Genomic DNA, 20,621 nt, shown 5'->3' with positions numbered 1-20,621 from the left:
CTGAGCGCTATCCGGCGACCGGGTCGTTACGCGGTGCCACCTACGGTCAAGTTATCCACCTTCAGCGTCGGCTGGCCCACGCCCACCGGCAAGCTCTGTCCTTCTTTACCGCAAACGCCAACCCCGTTATCCAGTTTCAAGTCGTTACCCACCATCGAAATCTGCTGCATCGCTTCGATACCGGAGCCAATCAGCGTTGCGCCTTTCACCGGTTTGGTCACTTTACCGTTTTCAATCAGATACGCTTCGGACGTCGAGAATACAAATTTCCCGGAGGTGATATCCACCTGACCGCCGCCAAAGTTAGGCGCATAAATACCGTATTCAACGGATTCGATGATTTCCTGCGGCGTGGATTTCCCCGGCAGCATATAGGTGTTGGTCATACGCGGCATCGGCAGGTGCGCGTAAGATTCACGGCGACCGTTACCCGTTGGCGCTACGCCCATCAGGCGCGCATTCAGTTTGTCCTGCATGTAGCCTTTCAGAATGCCGTTTTCGATCAGCACGTTGTACTGACCCGGTGTCCCTTCGTCATCGATAGCCACGGAACCACGACGGTCCGCCATTGTGCCATCATCCACAACGGTACACAGTTCTGATGCCACCAGTTCACCCATGTGACCGCTGAATACCGAGGTGCCACGGCGGTTAAAATCACCTTCCAGACCATGACCGACCGCTTCATGCAGCAGAACGCCAGGCCAGCCAGCGCCGAGTACCACCGGCAGCGTACCTGCAGGCGCTGCTACCGCGGACAGATTGACTAACGCCATGCGTACGGCCTCTTTCGCCCACGCGTCGGCACGGACTTCACCATCAAGGTCGCCAAGGAAATAGTCATAGCCAAAACGACCGCCGCCACCGCTGGCGCCGCGCTCACGCTTACCGTCCTCTTCGACCTGTACGCTTACGGACAAACGTACCAGCGGGCGGACGTCGGCGGCCAGCGTACCATCAGTCGCGGCCACCAGGATCAGTTCATAAACACCGGTCAGGCTGGCGGTCACTTCCTGGACGCGTTTGTCGGTGGCACGGGCCACGTTGTCTACGCGGCGCAGGATATCGAGTTTTTCTTCACGGCTCATGCTCTGCAACGGATCAACCGAGGTGTAAAGCGCCTGATGCTCCACGGCCCCCAGCGTTTTTACTTTGCCGTCACCGTTGTCACGCACGATAGTACGCGCGGCATGAGCGCTTTGTTCCAGCGCCAACAGGCTAATCTGGTCTGCATAGGCAAACCCTGTTTTCTCGCCGCTGATGGCGCGGACGCCAACGCCCTGATCGATATTGTAAGAACCATCTTTAATTATGCGGTCTTCTAAAACCCAGGATTCGTGATAGCTCGACTGAAAATAGAGATCGCCGTAATCAAGACGGCGTTCGGCCAGTTGGCCCAGGATGGCAAACAGATCCTGATGTTTCAGGCCATTTGCCGCTAGCAATTGTTCACTTACCAGGTTCAGACTCATCGTTTTGATTACTCATTTAATTCTGCCGGATAGCGGAAAAAACGCCTTATCCGGCCTACGTTGTTAGGCTGCTGTAGGCCGGATAAGCGCTGCGCCATCCGGCAATACTATGTACTGAGATTGGGGCAATTACTCGCCCTCGTCAAATCATTGCTGGCTTTCTTTGCGCGGCTGACGCAGAACTTCGTTAATTTGCGGCTTATCGACCGGACCGGTGATGCGATAGCGCAGAATCGAGACTTTGCTCCACAGCGGCCCCAGCACCTTACTGGCGGCAAACACCGCCGCACCAACAATCGGGTTGACGGCAAACGCGGCGGCAACGCCTACGGTGGCAGATATTTCTGGTGCAACGATGGCTTCCATGTCCAGATCCCGGCGTACCAGGTTCACTGAACCTTTCATCGCAATATCGGCTTCCAGACCGTCCACCAGCGTGTCGTCGGTATGCATCACACCATCTTTGATCCACGCCGTGCTGCGAATCGAGTCGAAGTAGAAGCCTTCGCTGAAGGTGTCGCTAAAATCAAAGCGCAGTTTACGCAGTAACGCATCGAAGCTTAGCAGACGTAACAGTTGCCCCGCATGTCCGGTACTGAGTTCGGTAAGTTCGCCTTTGCCCAGCCGGGTACGCAAAATACCATTCAGCGAGGCTACATCAGGATCCCACGGCGGATTACGCCAATGCAGATCATACTCCACGTTGAATGAAGAATTGCGAATCGGCGTTGATACGCCAAAGAAACCGGCTGCGGAGTCAATTTTATTGCCGCTCAGTTTACCCTTCAGCGACGTTCGCTCCTTGCCCGGCGCATTCACCCACACGCCGTCGGTGGTCAGTCTGGCAAAACCCGTATCCAACAGACCGTTACTCAAGGTCAGCGTGTCGCCTTTAATCGCTACATCGGCGTCAATGCGCCCGTATTTCTGTCCCCACATCCAGCACTCGGCACAGCGCAGCTGAAGGTCCGGCCAGCCACGGAAGCTGACGTTGTCGATGGCTGAGAACGGCGAGGCTGGCGTACTATTTTGTGACGGTTTTGCCGCACTTGGGTTGTAATAAAGATACTTAATATTGGCCAGCCACGGCGCATTATTGCGCATAGCCAGCGTGGCGTTAATTTCACGGCCCTGCGCCTGCACGGTGGAGCCATTGCTCGCAGGCTCAGAAACGATACTCAAATTATTCCACTGTTGACCGCCCAGGGATAACGATGGCGTACGCATCGTGATGCGCTGCGGGAAGTTAGCGTTGCTGCCCACGTTATCCACAGCGCCTTTCTGGAATAACGCCAGCCATTGCGCGCCATCCATAGGGGGAAGATTAAGCTCTATGCCTTGTTGATCGGGTAACGCGGGCACGGTGCGGCTTTCCGACGCCCAGATTGCGCGGTCAAGCGTCAGTTTCTGATTCAGCAGCCAGCGGCTATTAAAATGATTTTTACTGCCAGCGTTGCCGGTCAGATCAAAGCTGCGCAGATTGCCGTTGGCCTTAACGTTCACCGGCAACGCCTCACCGGCCGCCTTATTCAGCGGAGAAGGTAAGTGACTACTTACATTCTTGAGGTCGCCCTTTAACTCAACGTTGTAGGTCGGCCCGGCATGATACGGAAGATCGATTCCTACCTTGCCATTCCACGCTATGCTACCGTTCAACGCGTCGTTGACCTGCGCCGGTAAAATCCCCATGCGGCTTGGCTGCCAGTCACCTTGCAGATTCACGGCTACCTGATAGGCTTTCGCCCCTTCGGTCGTGGAAAAGTCGACGTTCAGCGGCTGATTAAACCAGTTCGCGGTCATCGGCTCGCTCTTCAGATCACCGTTGATAAAGCTGAATTTACCATTCAAATTCTTCAGCGTGCTGTCGAGCGGTTTAATAAACAGGCTGTTATTACGCAGGTTGACGTCACCTTTGGCGGTAACCTGCGAGCCGTCTAGCGGAATATCAAGATGTAAGCGAGCATTCACATCGCCGTCAATCTGCAGTTGCTCAAGCGTAGCGCCGAGTGAATCCTTCAATGGCGTCTCATCAAAATAAGGTCCGACCGCCTTGCCCGGCCCGTTGATGTCGGCATCAATCAGCAGTTTTTCTTTGGCATAGTCGGGGATGTTAGCCGTCAGATTACTGGCCTTCACACCGCCCAGATTAACGCTATCGGTCTTCATCCACAGACCGTCGTTAATGAAGTTCAGTTCAATATTAAGGTCAGTCAGCGCGGGCCAGTCGGGCTGGAAAGCAAACTTCGCATTGCGAAGCGGCACCAGTACCTGGAACTGCCCTTCATTGTGTAGATACGGGAACAGATGCGGGTCGCCGCCATACACCAACGTGGCGTTATCCGCTTCGCCGCCCTGAATAGCGCCGCTGAGGTAATCAACCAGCTCTTTGCCCATCAGGTTTTCCGGGAAGTAACGCCAGGCCTGAGAGCCATCGTCGGTGCTGATACCTGCCAGAATGCCCAACCATTGCTCATCATTGGCGGGCTGCAGATAGCGAAAACCACCGCGTGCGCGTACCGCTTTCGCTTTAACATCAATGTTGCGCCCATCTAACTGGAAACCTTTATCATTCTTCAGCCAGCTTAGCGTCGCTACGCCATCCTCTATTTCCAGCGGTGCGCGAAAGACGGTTTCATACGGCATTTTAGCTTGCTTCATGGAAGCAGTGAGCGCCCCGTTTTCAACGCTGCCCGCGAGCGTACCGGAGAAATGTTCTGCCCCTGGCAGCAGCTTCCACTGTTTCCAGGCCAGATTGGTCCACGAGGACTGGAAGCGAGTTTTTTCTGTTGCCTGTAACGGGATATCCAGCGCCAGCACATCTATTTTGCCGCTCGGCTGCGTGGCCCGCCAGATATCACCCAGCGCAGGCGATAACTTGGCCGCCATCGGACGCAGCCCTTCTAACCCGGCCAGCTCCAGATTGCTGGCGCGGATGCGTAGCTCGTCGCTGCGTTTGTGATTCTCGCCGCCGACTTCCTGTTCAGGGATCCAGGCCAGCGTTAACGCCCCGCTTGGCCAGGGTTTATCATCCATCGTGATACGGGTATCGGGAATGGAGAATTGCCAGCCCGACTGCTCGCGGCTGATGTGCGCCGTCAAGTTATCGACGGAGAGCGTGTGCGTACGATTCTCTCCCAGCCAACTTGCCCCACCTTTTTTCAGCCAGACATCGCCGCCGGAAACGACGCCTTTTCTGATCGTCATCCATGCTTCCAGGCTAAAACGCGCGGTTTGCAACGCGACATTATCCTGCATCCATTTACCCAGCCACGGCTTGACGTCGATATCGTCGGCCTGCAACCAGACCCGACCGTTATTCAACAGCCCGTTGTCGTCACGCAGATCCATTCGCACCTGCATAACACCGTGCTGCCCGGTCAGACTGGAGAGACTGACCTGACCTTCAGCGCGATGTCGGTTTTTACCGTTAAGCCAGGTAAGCTGTGGGATCGCCAGTTCTGCACGCTGGCCTGAGAGGGTTAAAAAGCTAATCTGGCTGTCGCGTAGATCGAAATGATCAAACTGACGCAGGAAGAGATCGCTCAGGTGGCCGGCTTCAATTCCATCACCGCTTTCGCTGCGCTGGATGGGGGTATTGGTACGCAGCTGCAACTGCCAGAAGGTGAGATCGCGAAACTGCCAGCGCATGTGCAGCAAGCTTTGCCAGACATCCAGCGCTAATGTAACGCGCTTTACCGAAAATTCACCGCCATCTTTAAGCTGCGCGTGGATATCGCGCGCTTCAAGAGTAGGCCCGAAATTTTGCCAGCTAGCGGAAAGTTGGCTGGCGGAGACGGGCAGACCGGTGGCGGATTCAATCTTGCCAAGGATGGCCGGACGCCAGCTATCAAGATGAGGCAGCGCAAGGCGCAGCCCACTGACCAGCAGCGCTGCGATGACAACGAATGCGGCTCCAGTGAGCAGTAATATCCCCGGCAATCGCCTCACGCGCCTCTCCTTGTCTACCAAAAAATGTGACTCACAAAACCGTCTTGCCGGATGGCGGCGTGAACGCCTTCTCCGGCCTGCAAGGTATCGCCATTGGGCGTTTACCAGGCCAGATTACATCATGACAACGTCGAACTGCTCCTGGTTATACAGCGGTTCGACTTGTACTTTAACCTGTTTGCCGACAAAGATTTCCACTTCCGCCAACGCATGTGACTCTTCACCCTTCAGGGTTTCAGCCACTGCCGGAGATGCATAAACCAGGAAACGATCGGAGTCATATGCATGGTGTACCCGCACGATTTCGCGCATGATTTCATAGCATACAGTTTCCACGGTTTTCACCGTACCGCGCCCATGACAGGTCGGACACTCGTTGCACAGCACATGTTCCACGCTTTCACGCGTGCGTTTGCGCGTCATCTCCACCAGGCCCAGCTGTGAAAAACCGTTGATGCTGGTTTTTACGCGATCCTTGCTCAGCGCCTGTTCCAGAGAGTGCAGTACCCGTCGACGGTGATCTTCATTATTCATGTCGATAAAATCGATAATGATAATGCCGCCGAGGTTACGCAGACGCAGCTGACGAGCAATGGCCTGCGTTGCTTCAATATTAGTATTAAAGATAGTGTCGTCGAGATTACGATGCCCAACAAACGCTCCGGTATTGATATCGACGGTGGTCATTGCTTCAGTTTGATCGATGATCAGATAGCCGCCGGATTTCAGTTCAACCTTGCGTTCCAGCGCGCGCTGGATTTCATTCTCAACGTCAAAGAGATCAAAAATGGGCTGGCGCCCGCTGTAATGTTCCAGCTTGCTGGTCATCTCGGGGATATATTCCGCTGTGAACTCCAGCAACGCTTCATAGGTCAGACGAGAGTCAACGCGGATCCGGTCAAGCTGGGCATCCGCAAAATCACGCAACACGCGCTGCGCCAGCGCCAGTTCGCCGTACATCTGGTAGCGCGTTTGCGGGCGCTTTTTACGCTCCATAACTTTAGTCCAGACGCGCTTCAGGTAGGCAGCATCCGAGGCCAGATCCTCCTCGCAGACGCCTTCCGCCGCTGTGCGAATGATGAATCCGCCCTGTTCATCGCAGTAATCCGCCACCACTTTTTTCAGGCGTTCGCGTTCGGTTTCGCTTTCGATACGTTGGGAAACGCCAACGTGCGAAGCACCCGGCATAAAGACGAGGTAACGGGAAGGAAGCGTGATGTCCGTCGTCAGGCGTGCGCCCTTAGTACCCAACGGATCTTTTACCACCTGCACCATCAGATCCTGGCCCTGGCGCACCAGTTCAGAAATGTCGCGCACGGTGAACTGTTTTTGTTCTTCACCCGCCACGCATTCGGTGTGCGGCATGATGTCTGAAGCGTGAAGAAATGCGGCTTTATCCAGTCCAATATCTACAAAAGCCGCCTGCATACCCGGAAGTACACGACTTACACGACCTTTGTAGATATTGCCTACGATTCCGCGTCGCGCCTCACGTTCAATATGAATTTCCTGCAGAATACCGCCATCAATGTAAGCCACCCGAGTTTCCGATGGCGTTACGTTTACCAACAATTCAGCCGTCATGTTTATCCCTTTTCTCACGCAGTGCGTTAAAATTGGTCAGCAACTCATACGTTTCTACCAGCGGTAAGCCGACTACGGCGTGATAGCTGCCATTGATCTTCCTGACAAAACAGCCACCCAACCCTTGAATACCGTATGCACCTGCTTTATCCATTGGTTCACCGCTGGCAACATAGCCCGCGATGTCCTCATCGGTTAGTGCTCTGAACGTCACATCCGTCACCACCAGACAGTCCAGACTGTGCCGGCGGTCGGCCAATGCCACGGCGGTCATGACCTGATGCGTTTTACCCGACAGTTTGCGCAGCATTGCTGCGGCATGGGCGACGTCGTGTGGTTTTTCCAGCACTTCGCCATTAAGGATAACAATGGTATCTGCACCCAATACAGGCAAATCACGCTGCGCCAGCGCCACGCCAGCCTGCGCTTTTTCGCGTGCCAGACGCGAAACATACTGCTGCGCGCTCTCCTGCGGGTGTCGCTGTTCTTCAATCCCAGGCACCAGCCGTTCAAACCTAACACCAAGCTGAGCGAGCAGCTCCTGACGACGTGGAGAACCTGAAGCAAGATACAGAGTATTCATATCAACCTTATTGCACCGCAAACTGCTGACGGACTTTACGCATCAGTAAGAATAGCCATGGCCAAAGCACACCATTCACTACACTACTCCAGAACACTTCGGGTCTGAAAGAGACATTGATCACTAAAAACTCGGCCCAGAAAACAATAATATCCACGACCAGTGATAACAACATGACCACCAGCGCCTGTTGCCAGAGCGCGAGGTTACGGAATAGCTGGAATTTCAGCGCAACCAGATAAGCAATGATACTCATCGACAATGCGCGCACGCCAAGCGTGGAGCCGCTGATGAGATCCAGTATGGCACCCACCACAAACCCCGTGCCCACATTTACGCGATGCGGCAGCGCCAGGATCCAGTACAACAAGATGAGCAGTACCCAGTTTGGCCGGAAAACCAGAATATCGTCCGGCCAGGGCATGACTTGCAGCAACAGTGCAATAAGGAACGAGAGCCAAATCACCCAACGTCCCTGGCTACGATAGCTTGCCACTTACTGTCCTCCCGGCTTACGCGGAGCAGGTTGTGGCGGCGTGGTACTCGCAGGCGCTGGAGTCACGCCTGTTGCGGGAGCTGGCACTGGCGCAGGCGGCCCCATGGCATCTGGTGCAGGCAGAACTTGCGGCATCATTTGCATCAGACGTTCATTGGCAACGCGGTGCACTTCTTCTGGCGTCATCGGATTTGCGCCGTTACGATCGGCGCCCCACAACAGCAGCAGATAACGCAGACGCTGCAGACCCGCGGTCGGGCGTGCCTGAATCACGGTATAAGCGCGCTGAGTGTCCAGCTTAACGGAAGAAACAACACCAACCGGATAGCCTTCAGGGAAACGTCCCCCCAGACCCGAGGTAACCAGCACATCGCCAACGCGAATGTCGGTGTTGGCCGGCAGGTGTTCGAGCTGAAGATCGTCGGTGCAGCCGTTACCGGCAGCGATCACGCGGATATCGTTACGCAGTACCTGAATGGGCAGAGCATGCGTCGCATCGCAAATCAGCAGCACGCGGCTGGTCAGTTTAGCCACCGCTACGACCTGACCCACAACGCCTTTGTCGCTAATAACCGGTTGACCTTCGTAGACACCGTTAACGCTCCCTTTGTCGATCACCACCTGATCGCTGTAAGGGTCATTAACCGTTGAGATGACCTGCGTCACCATCTTTTGTTCGTCCTGACGCAGCGGCGATCCCAGCAGCTCACGCAAACGCGCGTTCTCCTGTTTATATTGCCCCAGCATCAGCAGCTCGCTGTTTTTCAGCAGCAGTTCCTGACGCAACGCCCGATTTTCAAGTTCGAGTTGGTCACGCGAAGCCAGCGTTTGCGAAACGCCGTCGAGTAATTCACGAGGACCATTTGAGATAAAGTAGAAAGGACTTACGGCGGTATCCATGTACGTTCGTATTTGACTAAACGTACCCAGGCGGCTGTCGGCAATAATAACGCCGAGCGCCACCAGCACCGCCAGAATAAGGCGAATCTGTAGCGACGGGCCACGGCTAAAAATTGGCTTCATAGTCTATGCGTATTCTCGTATCAGAGCGGAAGGGCAACCCGCGGGCTACCCTACCTGCATCCGATTACTCTTCGCTGAACAGGTCGCCGCCGTGCATATCGATCATTTCCAGCGCCTTGCCGCCACCGCGCGCCACGCAGGTCAGCGGATCTTCAGCAACAACAACTGGAATACCGGTTTCTTCCATTAACAGACGGTCAAGGTTACGCAGCAGAGCACCGCCACCGGTCAGTACCATGCCGCGTTCGGAGATGTCAGACGCCAGTTCTGGCGGACACTGTTCCAGTGCAACCATCACCGCGCTCACGATACCGGTCAGCGGTTCCTGCAGGGCTTCCAGAATCTCGTTGGAGTTCAGGGTAAAGCCGCGTGGAACACCTTCTGCCAGGTTACGGCCGCGAACTTCGATCTCGCGCACTTCGTCGCCCGGATAAGCGGAACCGATTTCGTGTTTAATACGTTCTGCGGTGGCTTCACCGATCAGAGAACCGTAGTTACGACGAACATAATTAATGATGGCTTCGTCGAAGCGGTCGCCGCCAATACGTACAGAAGAGGAGTAAACCACGCCGTTCAGGGAGATAACGGCAACTTCAGTTGTACCACCACCGATATCCACAACCATAGAACCGGTTGCTTCAGAAACTGGCAGACCCGCCCCGATCGCAGCCGCCATCGGCTCTTCGATCAGGAATACTTCACGGGCACCTGCGCCCTGGGCGGATTCACGGATCGCACGGCGTTCAACCTGAGTTGCTCCAACCGGTACACATACCAGTACGCGCGGGCTTGGGCGCATGAAGCTGTTGCTGTGCACTTGTTTGATAAAGTGCTGGAGCATTTTTTCAGTCACGAAGAAGTCAGCGATAACGCCGTCTTTCATTGGCCGAATGGCAGCGATATTGCCCGGTGTACGACCCAGCATCTGCTTCGCGTCATGGCCCACTGCGGCTACGCTTTTTGGCGAGCCGGCACGATCCTGACGAATGGCCACAACAGAAGGCTCATTCAATACGATGCCTTGTCCTTTTACATAAATAAGGGTATTCGCGGTACCCAGGTCAATGGACAGGTCATTGGAAAACATGCCACGAAATTTTTTCAACATACTAAGGGATAATCCTGAAAGCTGGGGCGGAAAACAAAATCCGCTTACTTTACCAACCACACGCAGCAGCGACAAGGCGCAAAAATCATCTGCTACGGTGAAAATTAGTGCAGTTCGTTTCCTTTGTTACAAAATCGGCCTGAGTCCATCAGGGCTGAATAAATCAGCAGCACTCCTCGCTTTTGTTTGCAACCTGTCAAAGGTCATTCACCTGCATGTTTGCTGTTACAACCTGGCGAGCAGACAAGCACACCCCCAGAAGGCACAGCGCGCGTTATTCTACGTGAAAACGAATTAAACGGCAGGTTAAACCGAGTATCTTTGCGAATATTTTTTCACGTTAGTGTCAAGTGGCTGTGATGCGGCAAAAAAATCCCCTTGCCCACCCGCAACTCCGCGTTCCGTCAGCGTATGCCACTCGCTACGCGAACGAACGCCCGTGGCGTAAACCTGCGTTGGCGTTCCAGAACAAGCCTCCACCAGGCTTTGCACCAGGAGCTGGTTTTCGGTTCGCTTATCAATATTCCTCACCAGGCTTGGATGCAGCTTCAATAACTCAACGTTAAGCTCTTTGATCCAACTGGTGCTCACCAGCGTTAAACCCGCCTGCGTAACGGCAATTCGCACACCCAGCGCATTCATCAATCTGATGACGGGCTGTAACCGGCTGATATGTTGACAGACATCTGCCTCAGCAAGTTCAATAATTATGCGTTTGCGTAATGATTTTTCGCACTGCATCAGCGTATCACGTAGCCAGCGCTGAAAACGTGGGCGAATTAGCGATTCAACCGTTGTCTGCATCGCCAGGTTTTCCTGCGGCCAGTAGCCCAACAGTAAGATCAGACGGCTGATTTGCAGACGGTCATATTCTTCAGCCAGGCCAAACTGCAGGACCATCGGCATATATTCCGCCGAAATAACCTCTTCGCTGCCATCAAAAATACGGCACATCAGCTCCCGGTGGTGCACCCGTCCTTCACGGGTTACCGCAGGCTTTTGATAAATTCTTGGTCCACCCCGGCTGAGCATCTGTTCGATCAGCGTTCGCCAGCGTACGTTACCCCGACCTTTTTCCGGTAGTGAGTCATCATAGACCGACCAACTGTTCCCACCCTGCAATACCGAGTTCCGCGTGGCGGCTTCGGCGTGATCCATCACTTGTTCCGTCGACTGACCGCTGCGGCAAACACAAATGCCAATATGAACCATATCGGCACGGTCGATCATTTTATTAGCCGGAAGCGCATCTACCGCTTTTAATAATTGCCCGGCAATACTTTCCGCCTCTTTCAGCGTGCGGTGTGGCAACAGGATGGCAAAATCGCTACGGTGGTAGCGCGCCAGCAACGCGCCCGGATAGCGCGTCATAAAAGTCGACAACAAATTGATTAGCGTTGAAATTTGTTCTTCCGCAAGGGTAATTCCCCAGCTATCGCGCAGCAGCGTAAAGTCCGGCAGGCGTACCATCATCACGACGCCATGCGATCCCACTTTTTCCTGATCTTCCAGCAGCGTTGCCAGTTGGTTATCAAAGAACAGGCGGTTGCTTAGCCCGGTTTTTGTATCCTGCGCCACATAGGAACGAATCAGCGTATCCAGTCGGCTACGTTGCTCGCGGGCACTTTGAATTTCGGTCAGCAGCATATCGAGCGCGCTACTGGTACGCGCAGGCCATTCATAAACAGTCCCCCGCACGTTCGGTCCACGTTCGCCGTTAAGAATGCGCGTTGAACGAATCTCCAGCAACTCTTGACCTGAAAGCTGACGCTGAAGCCAGCGCACAGACAAAAAGAGCATCAGTATAATGAAAGCAATCGCCAACGTGAGTGGCGCGGTAGTCATCAGCGAATGGAAATAGTTGCCCATTGGATCCTGATAAACCAGACGCAGCGACATGCCCGGGTGTTTGACCAACGGGACGGTGACATCACGATACAGATTGTTCGTCCCCGCCGGGCGGTAGCTACTGGTTCGGGAGTGGTCATACACCACGTGTTCGCCCTGTAGCAGTTCGACGCGCACGATATCAACCGAAACCATCAGTTCATCGATTTGCGGGGTTAGCGCAACGACATCGCGGGAGACAAGGTGCGTATCAATCGCCGTCGCCACTGCCTGAACACGGGTGGTGAACTTATATTGAATCGCGTTATAGAAACTCAGCGAGCAACCGATCAGAGTTACGAAGATCGTTAACCCTGTAAGCAGCGTCACAAAAGCTGAAAATTTCGTCGTTAATCGCATCCTTGTGTTAACTCCGACAGTTATGAAACAGGCATGAAAGTGATAAAGCGGCGCGAAAATGCAAAACTGAACGCAAAATCCGTCCATTTATACAAACAGTGTGGGCATACTACCAAATTAGGTATATCTGGCAATTTATTGCGCGGAATCGGCATCATGTTTTGATTAGCGAGTATAGTCTTCATTAATAATTTTCCAATCCACTATACGAATTGAGGACAGGTTATGCAGGCTTTGATCTTAGAACAGCAGGACGGAAAAACCCTCGCATCCGTTCAACCCCTCGACGAAAATCAGCTACCGGAAGGCGATGTGACGGTGGATGTCCACTGGTCAAGCCTGAACTATAAAGACGCCCTGGCTATCACCGGCAAGGGTAAAATCATTCGCAATTTTCCGATGATTCCTGGTATCGATTTCGCCGGTACCGTGCGCGCAAGCGAAGATCCCCGTTTTCATGCAGGTCAGGAAGTTTTACTGACCGGCTGGGGCGTGGGTGAAAATCATTGGGGTGGACTGGCCGAACGCGCACGCGTGAAAGGCGACTGGCTGGTTGCGCTGCCACAAGGGCTGGACGGACGTAAAGCCATGGTCATCGGTACCGCTGGCTTTACCGCCATGCTGTGCGTCATGGCGCTTGAAGATGCAGGTATTCGCCCGCAAGACGGTGAGATTGTCGTCACCGGCGCCAGCGGCGGCGTGGGTAGCACGGCCGTGGCGTTACTGCATAAGCTGGGTTATCAGGTTGCGGCGGTTTCGGGTCGCGAAAGCACTCACGACTACCTGAAGAGCCTGGGCGCTAACCGTATCCTTGGCCGCGATGAATTTGCTGAATCTCGCCCGTTGGAAAAACAGCTGTGGGCTGGTGCGGTTGATACCGTTGGCGACAAAGTTCTGGCAAAAGTCCTGGCACAGATGAACTACGGTGGCTGCGTTGCTGCCTGCGGCCTGGCTGGCGGTTTCGCTCTGCCAACGACGGTGATGCCATTTATTCTGCGTAACGTTCGTTTGCAAGGGGTGGACTCGGTGATGACCCCGCCGGCACGCCGGGCAGAAGCCTGGGCGCGTCTGGTTAAGGATCTGCCGGACTCTTTCTATGCTCAGGCCGCCACGGAGATTACGCTGGCAGATGCGCCGAAGTTTGCCGATGCCATCATCAATAACCAGGTGCAAGGTCGTACGCTGGTGAAGGTGAAGTAACAAGCTCTGGCGCAGAAATTTACACTTAATTAACGAAATTTCGCGGCATATCTACAGACTCCCTGCCATATTAACTACGCGTCCCCTGTCAGTTATGACGCGTAAGCCGGGAGTCTGTTATGAAGAAATTACGTCCATTTACAGAAGCCGACGTCACTGACGAGTCGGCTTTTTTTATGCAACGCCGCCAGGTACTGAAAGCATTAGGAATCAGCGCCGCCGCGTTGTCTTTCCCCCTCTCTGCGCAGGCTGACCTTCTTAGCTGGTTTAAGGGGAATGACCGCCCGCCCGCGCCCGCGGGTAAGCCGCTTGATTTCAGTAAACCCGCCGCCTGGCAAAATTCGCTTCCTTTAACGCCAGCGGATAAAGTTTCTGGCTACAACAACTTCTATGAGTTCGGTCTCGATAAAGCGGATCCGGCAGCCAATGCTGGCAGTCTGAAAACCGATCCGTGGACGTTAAAAATCAGTGGTGAGGTGGCAAAGCCACTCACCCTCGATCACGATGCGCTGACCGCCCGTTTCCCACTGGAAGAACGGATTTACCGGATGCGCTGTGTGGAAGCCTGGTCAATGGTCGTGCCATGGATTGGTTTTCCGTTACATAAACTGCTGGCGCAGGTTGAACCCACCAGCAACGCAAAATATGTCGCCTTCGAAACGATCTACGCACCGGATGAGATGCCCGGACAAAAAGATCGCTTTATTGGCGGCGGGCTGAAGTATCCCTATATTGAAGGACTGCGTCTGGATGAAGCTATGCATCCACTCACTTTGCTTACCGTGGGGGTTTATGGAAAAGCTCTTCCCCCACAAAATGGCGCGCCCATTCGCTTAATTGTGCCGTGGAAATACGGATTTAAAGGCATTAAGTCGATCGTGAGTATTAAACTAACCCGCGAACGCCCCCCGACAACCTGGAATCTGGCCGCCCCCAATGAATATGGATTTTATGCCAACGTGAATCCGCATGTCGATCACCCGCGCTGGTCCCAGGCCACTGAGCGTTTTATTGGCGCAGGCGGTATTCTGGACGTTCAGCGCCAACCCACGCTGCTGTTTAACGGTTACGCCGACGAGGTCGCTTCGCTGTACCGTGGTCTTAATCTGCAGGAGAATTTTTGAGTGCGCCTGACTGCAAAGCACATTACCGGGCTGAAAGTTTGCCTGCACCTTGCCGGCTTTTTACCGTTTGTCTGGCTATTTTGGGCGGTGAATCACGGTGGTCTGAGCGCAGACCCGGTCAAAGATATCCAGCACTTTACCGGTAGGACAGCTCTGAAATTCTTGCTGGCGACCTTGCTGGTCTCTCCCCTCGCGCGCTACGCTAAACAGCCATTATTGATACGCACACGGCGCCTGTTAGGGCTATGGTGTTTCGCCTGGGCAACGTTGCATTTAACCAGCTACGCACTCCTGGAACTGGGCATTCATAATCTGGCGCTGTTAGGACGGGAATTAATCACGCGACCTTATTTGATGCTGGGCATTGCCAGTTGGGGCATATTATTCGCCCTCACGTTAACCTCCACCCAGTCGGCTCAGCGAAAACTGGGCAAAAATTGGCAGTATTTGCACAACTTCGTCTATCTTGTGGCGATCCTGGCACCCATACATTATCTGTGGTCGGTAAAAATTATCTCCCCTCAACCGATTATTTATACAGCACTCGCTGTGGTGTTGTTAGCCTGCCGTTACAAGAAGTTTCGCCAGTGGTGGCGGTAGTTTCACGTTATGTGCAGTGCGTTACAAAATGTGGACGATCCGATTTTCTTTACATGTTAACGGTTGATTATCTTCCCTGATAAGACCAGTATTTAGCTGCCAATTGCTACGAAATAGTTATAATGTGCGACTTTGCTATCCCCGGTAGCGTTTTTAGAGCGCTGAAAGGGTGACATTCGCATGTTGAAGGTATATTTTGTCTTTTACCCGAAAATGGCAGAAGATAGCCGCACAATGACTAACAAGTCTGGCAATCTCACTTAATGGCAACCGCACCCAGTGCAATGCCTGAGATGCGTGGCATCTTGTCACTCACTGTTATAAAAATGCTATACAGACGGCGGTAAAACGCTTGTCACAATCTCACTAAACAAAGAGTACGGAACCCACTCATGGATATTCGTAAGATTAAAAAACTGATCGAGCTGGTTGAAGAATCAGGCATCTCCGAACTGGAAATTTCTGAAGGCGAAGAGTCTGTACGCATCAGCCGTGCGGCGCCAGCTGCAAGTTTTCCAATGATGCAACAGGCTTATGCTGCACCAGTGATGCAGCAGCCAGCTCTGTCTAACGCTGTCGCACAAACTGCCTCTCCAAGTATGGAAGCTCCGGCAGCAGCGGAAATCAGTGGTCACATCGTACGCTCCCCAATGGTTGGTACGTTCTACCGCACCCCGAGCCCAGATGCGAAAGCGTTCATCGAAATCGGCCAGAAAGTGAATGCGGGCGATACCCTGTGCATCGTTGAAGCCATGAAAATGATGAACCAGATCGAAGCCGACAAATCCGGCGTAGTGAAAGCGATTCTGGTAGAAAGCGGTCAACCGGTAGAATTTGACGAGCCGCTGGTCGTCATCGAATAACGAGGCGAACATGTTGGATAAAATTGTTATCGCCAACCGCGGTGAGATCGCCCTGCGTATTCTGCGTGCCTGTAAAGAGCTGGGCATCAAGACTGTCGCTGTGCATTCAAGCGCGGATCGCGATTTAAAACACGTATTGCTGGCGGATGAGACGGTCTGTATTGGCCCGGCTCCGTCCGTAAAAAGCTATCTGAACATCCCGGCTATTATTAGCGCTGCTGAAATCACCGGCGCAGTGGCAATTCACCCGGGCTATGGCTTCCTCTCTGAGAATGCCAACTTTGCTGAACAGGTAGAACGTTCCGGCTTTATCTTCATCGGCCCGAAAGCCGACACCATCCGCCTGATGGGCGATAAAGTGTCCGCAATTACCGCGATGAAGAAAGCTGGCGTACCGACAGTCCCAGGCTCTGACGGCCCGCTGGGCGACGACATGGACGCTAACCGCGCTCATGCTAAACGCATCGGTTATCCAGTTATTATCAAAGCCTCCGGCGGCGGCGGCGGTCGCGGTATGCGCGTCGTGCGCAGCGATGCCGAACTGGCACAATCCATCTCCATGACCAAAGCGGAAGCGAAAGCGGCTTTCAACAACGACATGGTTTACATGGAGAAGTACCTGGAAAACCCACGCCACATCGAAATTCAGGTGCTGGCGGACGGTCAGGGTAACGCGATTTATCTGGCAGAACGTGACTGCTCCATGCAGCGTCGTCACCAGAAAGTCGTCGAAGAAGCACCAGCACCGGGCATTACTCCGGAACTGCGTCGCTACATCGGCGAGCGTTGCGCCAAAGCGTGCGTTGATATCGGCTATCGCGGGGCAGGTACTTTCGAGTTCCTGTTCGAAAACGGCGAGTTCTACTTCATTGAAATGAACACCCGTATTCAGGTTGAACACCCGGTAACCGAAATGATCACCGGCGTTGACCTGATCAAAGAGCAGCTGCGCATCGCTGCGGGACAACCGCTGTCCATCAAGCAGGATGAAGTTGTGGTTAAAGGCCATGCGGTAGAATGCCGTATCAACGCCGAAGACCCGAACACCTTCCTGCCAAGCCCGGGTAAAATCACGCGTTTCCACGCGCCGGGTGGCTTTGGTGTGCGCTGGGAGTCTCATATTTACGCAGGCTACACCGTACCTCCGTACTATGACTCAATGATCGGTAAGCTGATCTGCTATGGCGAAAACCGCGACGTAGCGATCGCCCGTATGAAAAACGCATTGCAGGAACTGATCATCGACGGTATCAAAACCAACGTTGATCTGCAGATCCGCATCATGAATGACGAGCATTTCCAGCACGGTGGAACCAATATCCACTATCTGGAGAAAAAACTCGGACTTCAGGAAAAGTAAGCGTGCGTTAACTGAAAAGGCCGGAAATTCCGGCCTTTTGTTTTTCTCCCCTCCCGCACGTGCCATAAGGTACAATCCCCGCTTTCTTTATCCACAAGGGACAAAAAATGGACGCTCGTTTTGTTCAGGCCCATAAAGAGGCGCGCTGGGCGCTGTGGCTGACCCTTTTATATCTTGCCACATGGTTAGTGGCCGCTTACTTACCAGATTCCACGCTCGGTTTTACCGGCTTACCACACTGGTTCGAAATGGCCTGCCTGCTAACGCCGCTGGTTTTCATCGTGCTGTGCTGGGCGATGGTGAAGTTTATCTATCGCGACATTCCGTTGGAGGATGACGATGCAGCTTGAAGTTATTTTGCCGCTGGTCGCCTATCTGTTGGTGGTCTTCGGTCTTTCCGTTTACGCCATGCGTAAGAGATCGACCGGCACTTTCCTGAATGAATATTTCCTCGGCAGCCGCTCGATGGGCGGGGTCGTATTAGCCATGACGCTAACGGCAACCTACATTAGCGCCAGCTCGTTTATTGGCGGTCCTGGCGCCGCTTACAAATACGGGCTGGGATGGGTGCTGCTGGCGATGATCCAGTTGCCCGCCGTTTGGCTTTCTCTGGGGATTCTTGGTAAGAAATTCGCGATTCTGGCGCGCCGTTATAATGCCGTTACCCTCAACGATATGCTGTTTGCCCGCTACCAGAGTCGCCTGCTTGTGTGGCTGGCAAGCCTTAGCCTGCTGGTCGCGTTTGTCGGAGCAATGACCGTACAGTTTATTGGCGGCGCACGTTTGCTTGAAACCGCTGCGGGTATACCTTACGAAACCGGTTTGCTTATTTTTGGCGTCAGTATCGCATTGTATACGGCGTTCGGCGGTTTTCGCGCCAGCGTACTGAACGACACCATGCAGGGTATGGTGATGCTGATTGGTACTATTGTTCTGCTGGTCGGCGTCGTTCATGCTGCCGGTGGCCTCAGCAATGCGGTGGTAACCCTGCAAACTATCGACCCTAAACTGGTCTCGCCGCAAGGCGCGGATGACATTCTGTCACCCACGTTCATGACCTCATTCTGGGTACTGGTGTGCTTTGGCGTAATTGGGCTGCCGCATACAGCAGTACGCTGCATCTCTTATAAAGACAGCAAAGCTGTACACCGCGGCATTATCATCGGCACCATCGTAGTGGCGATCCTGATGTTTGGTATGCATCTGGCGGGTGCGTTGGGGCGTGCGGTGATCCCTGATCTGACAGTGCCGGATCTGGTTATCCCTACGCTGATGGTCAAAGTGTTGCCGCCGGTAGCTGCTGGGATCTTCCTCGCGGCCCCCATGGCCGCGATCATGTCGACGATCAATGCCCAATTGCTGCAAAGTTCCGCTACGATCATTAAGGATCTGTACCTGAACCTGCGTCCGGAACAGCTGAAAAACGAAACCCGGCTGAAGCGCATGTCGGCAGTGATTACCCTATTGCTCGGCGCGTTACTGCTACTGGCTGCCTGGAAACCACCAGAAATGATTATCTGGCTTAATCTGCTGGCGTTTGGCGGGCTGGAAGCCGTCTTCCTGTGGCCGCTGGTACTGGGCCTGTACTGGGAGCGTGCAAACGCGGCGGGCGCTTTGAGCGCGATGATTATCGGCGGCGTTCTTTATGCCGTACTCGCTACATTTAACATTCAGTACCTGGGTTTCCATCCGATTGTGCCCTCGTTACTGATAAGCTTGCTGGCTTTCCTGATCGGCAACCGTTTCGGTTCTGCCGTCCCGCAAGCCGCCATATTGACTACTGATAAATAAAAGAGTTTTGCCATGCCATGGATCCAACTGAAACTGAACACAACCGGTGCCAACGCTGAAGAGTTGAGCGATGCGCTGATGGAAGCGGGCTCCGTTTCCATTACTTTCCAGGACACGCATGATACGCCGGTATTTGAGCCTCTCCCGGGCGAGACTCGCCTGTGGGGAGATACCGACGTTATCGGCTTGTTCGATGCAGAAACCGACATGAAAGAAGTGGTTGCCATCCTGGAGCAGCATCCGCTGCTGGGTGCAGGCTTCGCGCATAAAATCGAACAGCTCGAAGACAAAGACTGGGAACGCGAATGGATGGATAACTTCCACCCGATGCGCTTTGGTGAACGTTTGTGGATTTGCCCAAGCTGGCGCGATGTCCCGGATGAGAATGCCGTCAACGTGATGCTGGACCCGGGTCTGGCGTTTGGTACCGGCACTCACCCCACCACCTCCCTATGCCTGCAATGGCTGGACGGTCTCGATCTAAACGGCAAAACCGTCATCGACTTCGGCTGCGGCTCCGGCATTCTTGCCATTGCGGCACTGAAGCTGGGTGCGGCAAAAGCCATCGGCGTAGACATCGATCCGCAAGCAATTCAGGCCAGCCGTGATAACGCCCAGCGTAATGGCGTTTCTGAGCGTCTGGAGCTCTATCTGCCGAAAGACCAGCCAGAGGCGATGAAAGCCGACGTGGTGGTCGCAAACATCCTCGCAGGCCCATTACGTGAACTGGCACCGTTAATCAGCGTACTGCCCGTTGAGGGCGGTTTGCTGGGGCTTTCTGGCATTCTTGCCAGCCAGGCGGAAAGCGTCTGTGAGGCCTATGCCGAACTCTTTACGCTCGATCCGGTTATCGAGAAAGAAGAGTGGTGCCGCATTACCGGTCAGAAAAAATAATCCCCTCTCGTTACCGTTGGTAACGCAATAATCGCTCTTTTTTTCGCAAAAGGATTTGCGGAAATGAGAGCGAGATCGCATTACAAAGCCACTATTTGCTCACAAAAACAGCTTTTTATCCTGATAACCTGAGGCTGGCCGTAATAAAAAAAGAGAAGTTTTCGGAATTTATAAACGGATGAAAAATTAGCACAACCACGTATCAAACTGATTATTAAAGATTTTAATTTGAAACTGTGTACTTAACCAGCAATTCATTGATCCACCTCAGTGGATTGGTCAAAGTTTGGCCTTTCATCTCGTGCGAAAAATGCGTAATATACGCCGC

16 protein-coding genes are annotated in these 20,621 nt (G+C 53.7%); 8 read left to right on the top strand and 8 right to left on the bottom strand.

Annotation, left to right across the window (positions count from 1 at the left end; all coding sequences use genetic code 11):
• Positions 1 to 26: 26 nt before the first annotated feature.
• The 8 genes from tldD to csrD form a co-directional block, all read right to left on the bottom strand.
• Entirely contained in the window at positions 27 to 1,472 is a 1,446-nt protein-coding gene (tldD, locus tag OGW44_RS21065) for a metalloprotease TldD (protein WP_019077799.1), read from the bottom strand.
• A gap of 147 nt (positions 1,473 to 1,619) precedes the next feature.
• Positions 1,620 to 5,420, bottom strand: coding sequence for an AsmA2 domain-containing protein YhdP (gene yhdP, locus OGW44_RS21060; RefSeq protein ID WP_185654410.1), 3,801 nt, complete (start codon positions 5,418 to 5,420; stop codon positions 1,620 to 1,622).
• 114 nt (positions 5,421 to 5,534) lie between these two features.
• Positions 5,535 to 7,004, bottom strand: a complete 1,470-nt coding sequence (gene rng / locus OGW44_RS21055; RefSeq protein ID WP_003828822.1) for a ribonuclease G — start codon at positions 7,002 to 7,004, stop codon at positions 5,535 to 5,537.
• Positions 6,994 to 7,587: a Maf family protein gene (locus OGW44_RS21050; protein ID WP_153647183.1), complete on the bottom strand. Its 594-nt coding sequence runs from the start codon at positions 7,585 to 7,587 to the stop codon at positions 6,994 to 6,996. The genes rng and OGW44_RS21050 overlap by 11 nt, the downstream gene beginning before the upstream one ends.
• Before the next feature lie 7 nt (positions 7,588 to 7,594).
• A complete protein-coding gene (gene mreD, locus OGW44_RS21045; protein WP_003025196.1) occupies positions 7,595 to 8,083 on the bottom strand; it encodes a rod shape-determining protein MreD in 489 nt (162 codons plus the stop codon).
• Positions 8,084 to 9,106 (bottom strand): rod shape-determining protein MreC, encoded by a 1,023-nt coding sequence (gene mreC, locus OGW44_RS21040; protein WP_153647182.1) that lies wholly within the window; start codon positions 9,104 to 9,106, stop codon positions 8,084 to 8,086.
• Between the two features lie 64 nt (positions 9,107 to 9,170).
• Complete coding sequence (gene mreB, locus OGW44_RS21035; RefSeq protein WP_000913396.1) at positions 9,171 to 10,214, bottom strand: rod shape-determining protein MreB; 1,044 nt, start codon at positions 10,212 to 10,214, stop codon at positions 9,171 to 9,173.
• A gap of 306 nt (positions 10,215 to 10,520) precedes the next feature.
• Positions 10,521 to 12,461, bottom strand: coding sequence for an RNase E specificity factor CsrD (gene csrD / locus OGW44_RS21030; RefSeq protein WP_016154717.1), 1,941 nt, complete (start codon positions 12,459 to 12,461; stop codon positions 10,521 to 10,523).
• Positions 12,462 to 12,686: 225 nt separating this feature from the next.
• On the opposite strand from csrD, the gene acuI reads away from it, so the two are divergent.
• The 8 genes from acuI (at position 12,687) to prmA (ending at position 20,293) form a co-directional block, all read left to right on the top strand.
• Positions 12,687 to 13,661, top strand: coding sequence for an acrylyl-CoA reductase (NADPH) (gene acuI, locus OGW44_RS21025; RefSeq protein ID WP_185654409.1), 975 nt, complete (start codon positions 12,687 to 12,689; stop codon positions 13,659 to 13,661).
• 119 nt (positions 13,662 to 13,780) lie between these two features.
• Positions 13,781 to 14,785 (top strand): protein-methionine-sulfoxide reductase catalytic subunit MsrP, encoded by a 1,005-nt coding sequence (msrP, locus tag OGW44_RS21020; RefSeq protein WP_046275076.1) that lies wholly within the window; start codon positions 13,781 to 13,783, stop codon positions 14,783 to 14,785.
• Entirely contained in the window at positions 14,786 to 15,385 is a 600-nt protein-coding gene (gene msrQ, locus OGW44_RS21015) for a protein-methionine-sulfoxide reductase heme-binding subunit MsrQ (RefSeq protein ID WP_181598811.1), read from the top strand.
• Positions 15,386 to 15,777: 392 nt separating this feature from the next.
• Positions 15,778 to 16,248, top strand: coding sequence for an acetyl-CoA carboxylase biotin carboxyl carrier protein (accB, locus tag OGW44_RS21010; RefSeq protein ID WP_003025210.1), 471 nt, complete (start codon positions 15,778 to 15,780; stop codon positions 16,246 to 16,248).
• Between the two features lie 10 nt (positions 16,249 to 16,258).
• Positions 16,259 to 17,608, top strand: a complete 1,350-nt coding sequence (gene accC, locus OGW44_RS21005) for an acetyl-CoA carboxylase biotin carboxylase subunit (RefSeq protein WP_003828838.1) — start codon at positions 16,259 to 16,261, stop codon at positions 17,606 to 17,608.
• Positions 17,609 to 17,715: 107 nt separating this feature from the next.
• Positions 17,716 to 17,958, top strand: a complete 243-nt coding sequence (locus tag OGW44_RS21000) for a YhdT family protein (RefSeq protein ID WP_016154721.1) — start codon at positions 17,716 to 17,718, stop codon at positions 17,956 to 17,958.
• Positions 17,948 to 19,399: a sodium/pantothenate symporter gene (gene panF, locus OGW44_RS20995; protein WP_016157593.1), complete on the top strand. Its 1,452-nt coding sequence runs from the start codon at positions 17,948 to 17,950 to the stop codon at positions 19,397 to 19,399. The genes OGW44_RS21000 and panF overlap by 11 nt, the downstream gene beginning before the upstream one ends.
• Before the next feature lie 12 nt (positions 19,400 to 19,411).
• The gene (gene prmA, locus OGW44_RS20990; RefSeq protein ID WP_016154723.1) at positions 19,412 to 20,293 is read left to right on the top strand and encodes a 50S ribosomal protein L11 methyltransferase; all 882 of its coding nucleotides are present in this window, start codon (positions 19,412 to 19,414) and stop codon (positions 20,291 to 20,293) included.
• Positions 20,294 to 20,621 lie beyond the last annotated feature (328 nt).

The organism is Citrobacter sp. Cb023, from assembly GCF_030336805.1.
Taxonomy (GTDB): Bacteria; Pseudomonadota; Gammaproteobacteria; order Enterobacterales; family Enterobacteriaceae; genus Citrobacter; species Citrobacter braakii.
The sequence above is the reverse complement of the archived record's forward strand: the minus strand, read 5'-3'. Positions and strand labels throughout refer to the sequence as shown.

What these genes read in the sequence shown, in the direction of transcription:
- tldD (WP_019077799.1), bottom strand. Translation starts at nt 1,472, where the DNA reads ATGAGTCTGAACCTGGTAAGTGAACAATTGCTAGCGGCAAATGGCCTG.
- rng (WP_003828822.1), bottom strand. Translation starts at nt 7,004, where the DNA reads ATGACGGCTGAATTGTTGGTAAACGTAACGCCATCGGAAACTCGGGTG.
- OGW44_RS21050 (WP_153647183.1), bottom strand. Translation starts at nt 7,587, where the DNA reads ATGAATACTCTGTATCTTGCTTCAGGTTCTCCACGTCGTCAGGAGCTG.
- mreC (WP_153647182.1), bottom strand. Translation starts at nt 9,106, where the DNA reads ATGAAGCCAATTTTTAGCCGTGGCCCGTCGCTACAGATTCGCCTTATT.
- mreB (WP_000913396.1), bottom strand. Translation starts at nt 10,214, where the DNA reads ATGTTGAAAAAATTTCGTGGCATGTTTTCCAATGACCTGTCCATTGAC.
- csrD (WP_016154717.1), bottom strand. Translation starts at nt 12,461, where the DNA reads ATGCGATTAACGACGAAATTTTCAGCTTTTGTGACGCTGCTTACAGGG.
- acuI (WP_185654409.1), top strand. Translation starts at nt 12,687, where the DNA reads ATGCAGGCTTTGATCTTAGAACAGCAGGACGGAAAAACCCTCGCATCC.
- msrP (WP_046275076.1), top strand. Translation starts at nt 13,781, where the DNA reads ATGAAGAAATTACGTCCATTTACAGAAGCCGACGTCACTGACGAGTCG.
- accB (WP_003025210.1), top strand. Translation starts at nt 15,778, where the DNA reads ATGGATATTCGTAAGATTAAAAAACTGATCGAGCTGGTTGAAGAATCA.
- accC (WP_003828838.1), top strand. Translation starts at nt 16,259, where the DNA reads ATGTTGGATAAAATTGTTATCGCCAACCGCGGTGAGATCGCCCTGCGT.
- OGW44_RS21000 (WP_016154721.1), top strand. Translation starts at nt 17,716, where the DNA reads ATGGACGCTCGTTTTGTTCAGGCCCATAAAGAGGCGCGCTGGGCGCTG.
- panF (WP_016157593.1), top strand. Translation starts at nt 17,948, where the DNA reads ATGCAGCTTGAAGTTATTTTGCCGCTGGTCGCCTATCTGTTGGTGGTC.
- prmA (WP_016154723.1), top strand. Translation starts at nt 19,412, where the DNA reads ATGCCATGGATCCAACTGAAACTGAACACAACCGGTGCCAACGCTGAA.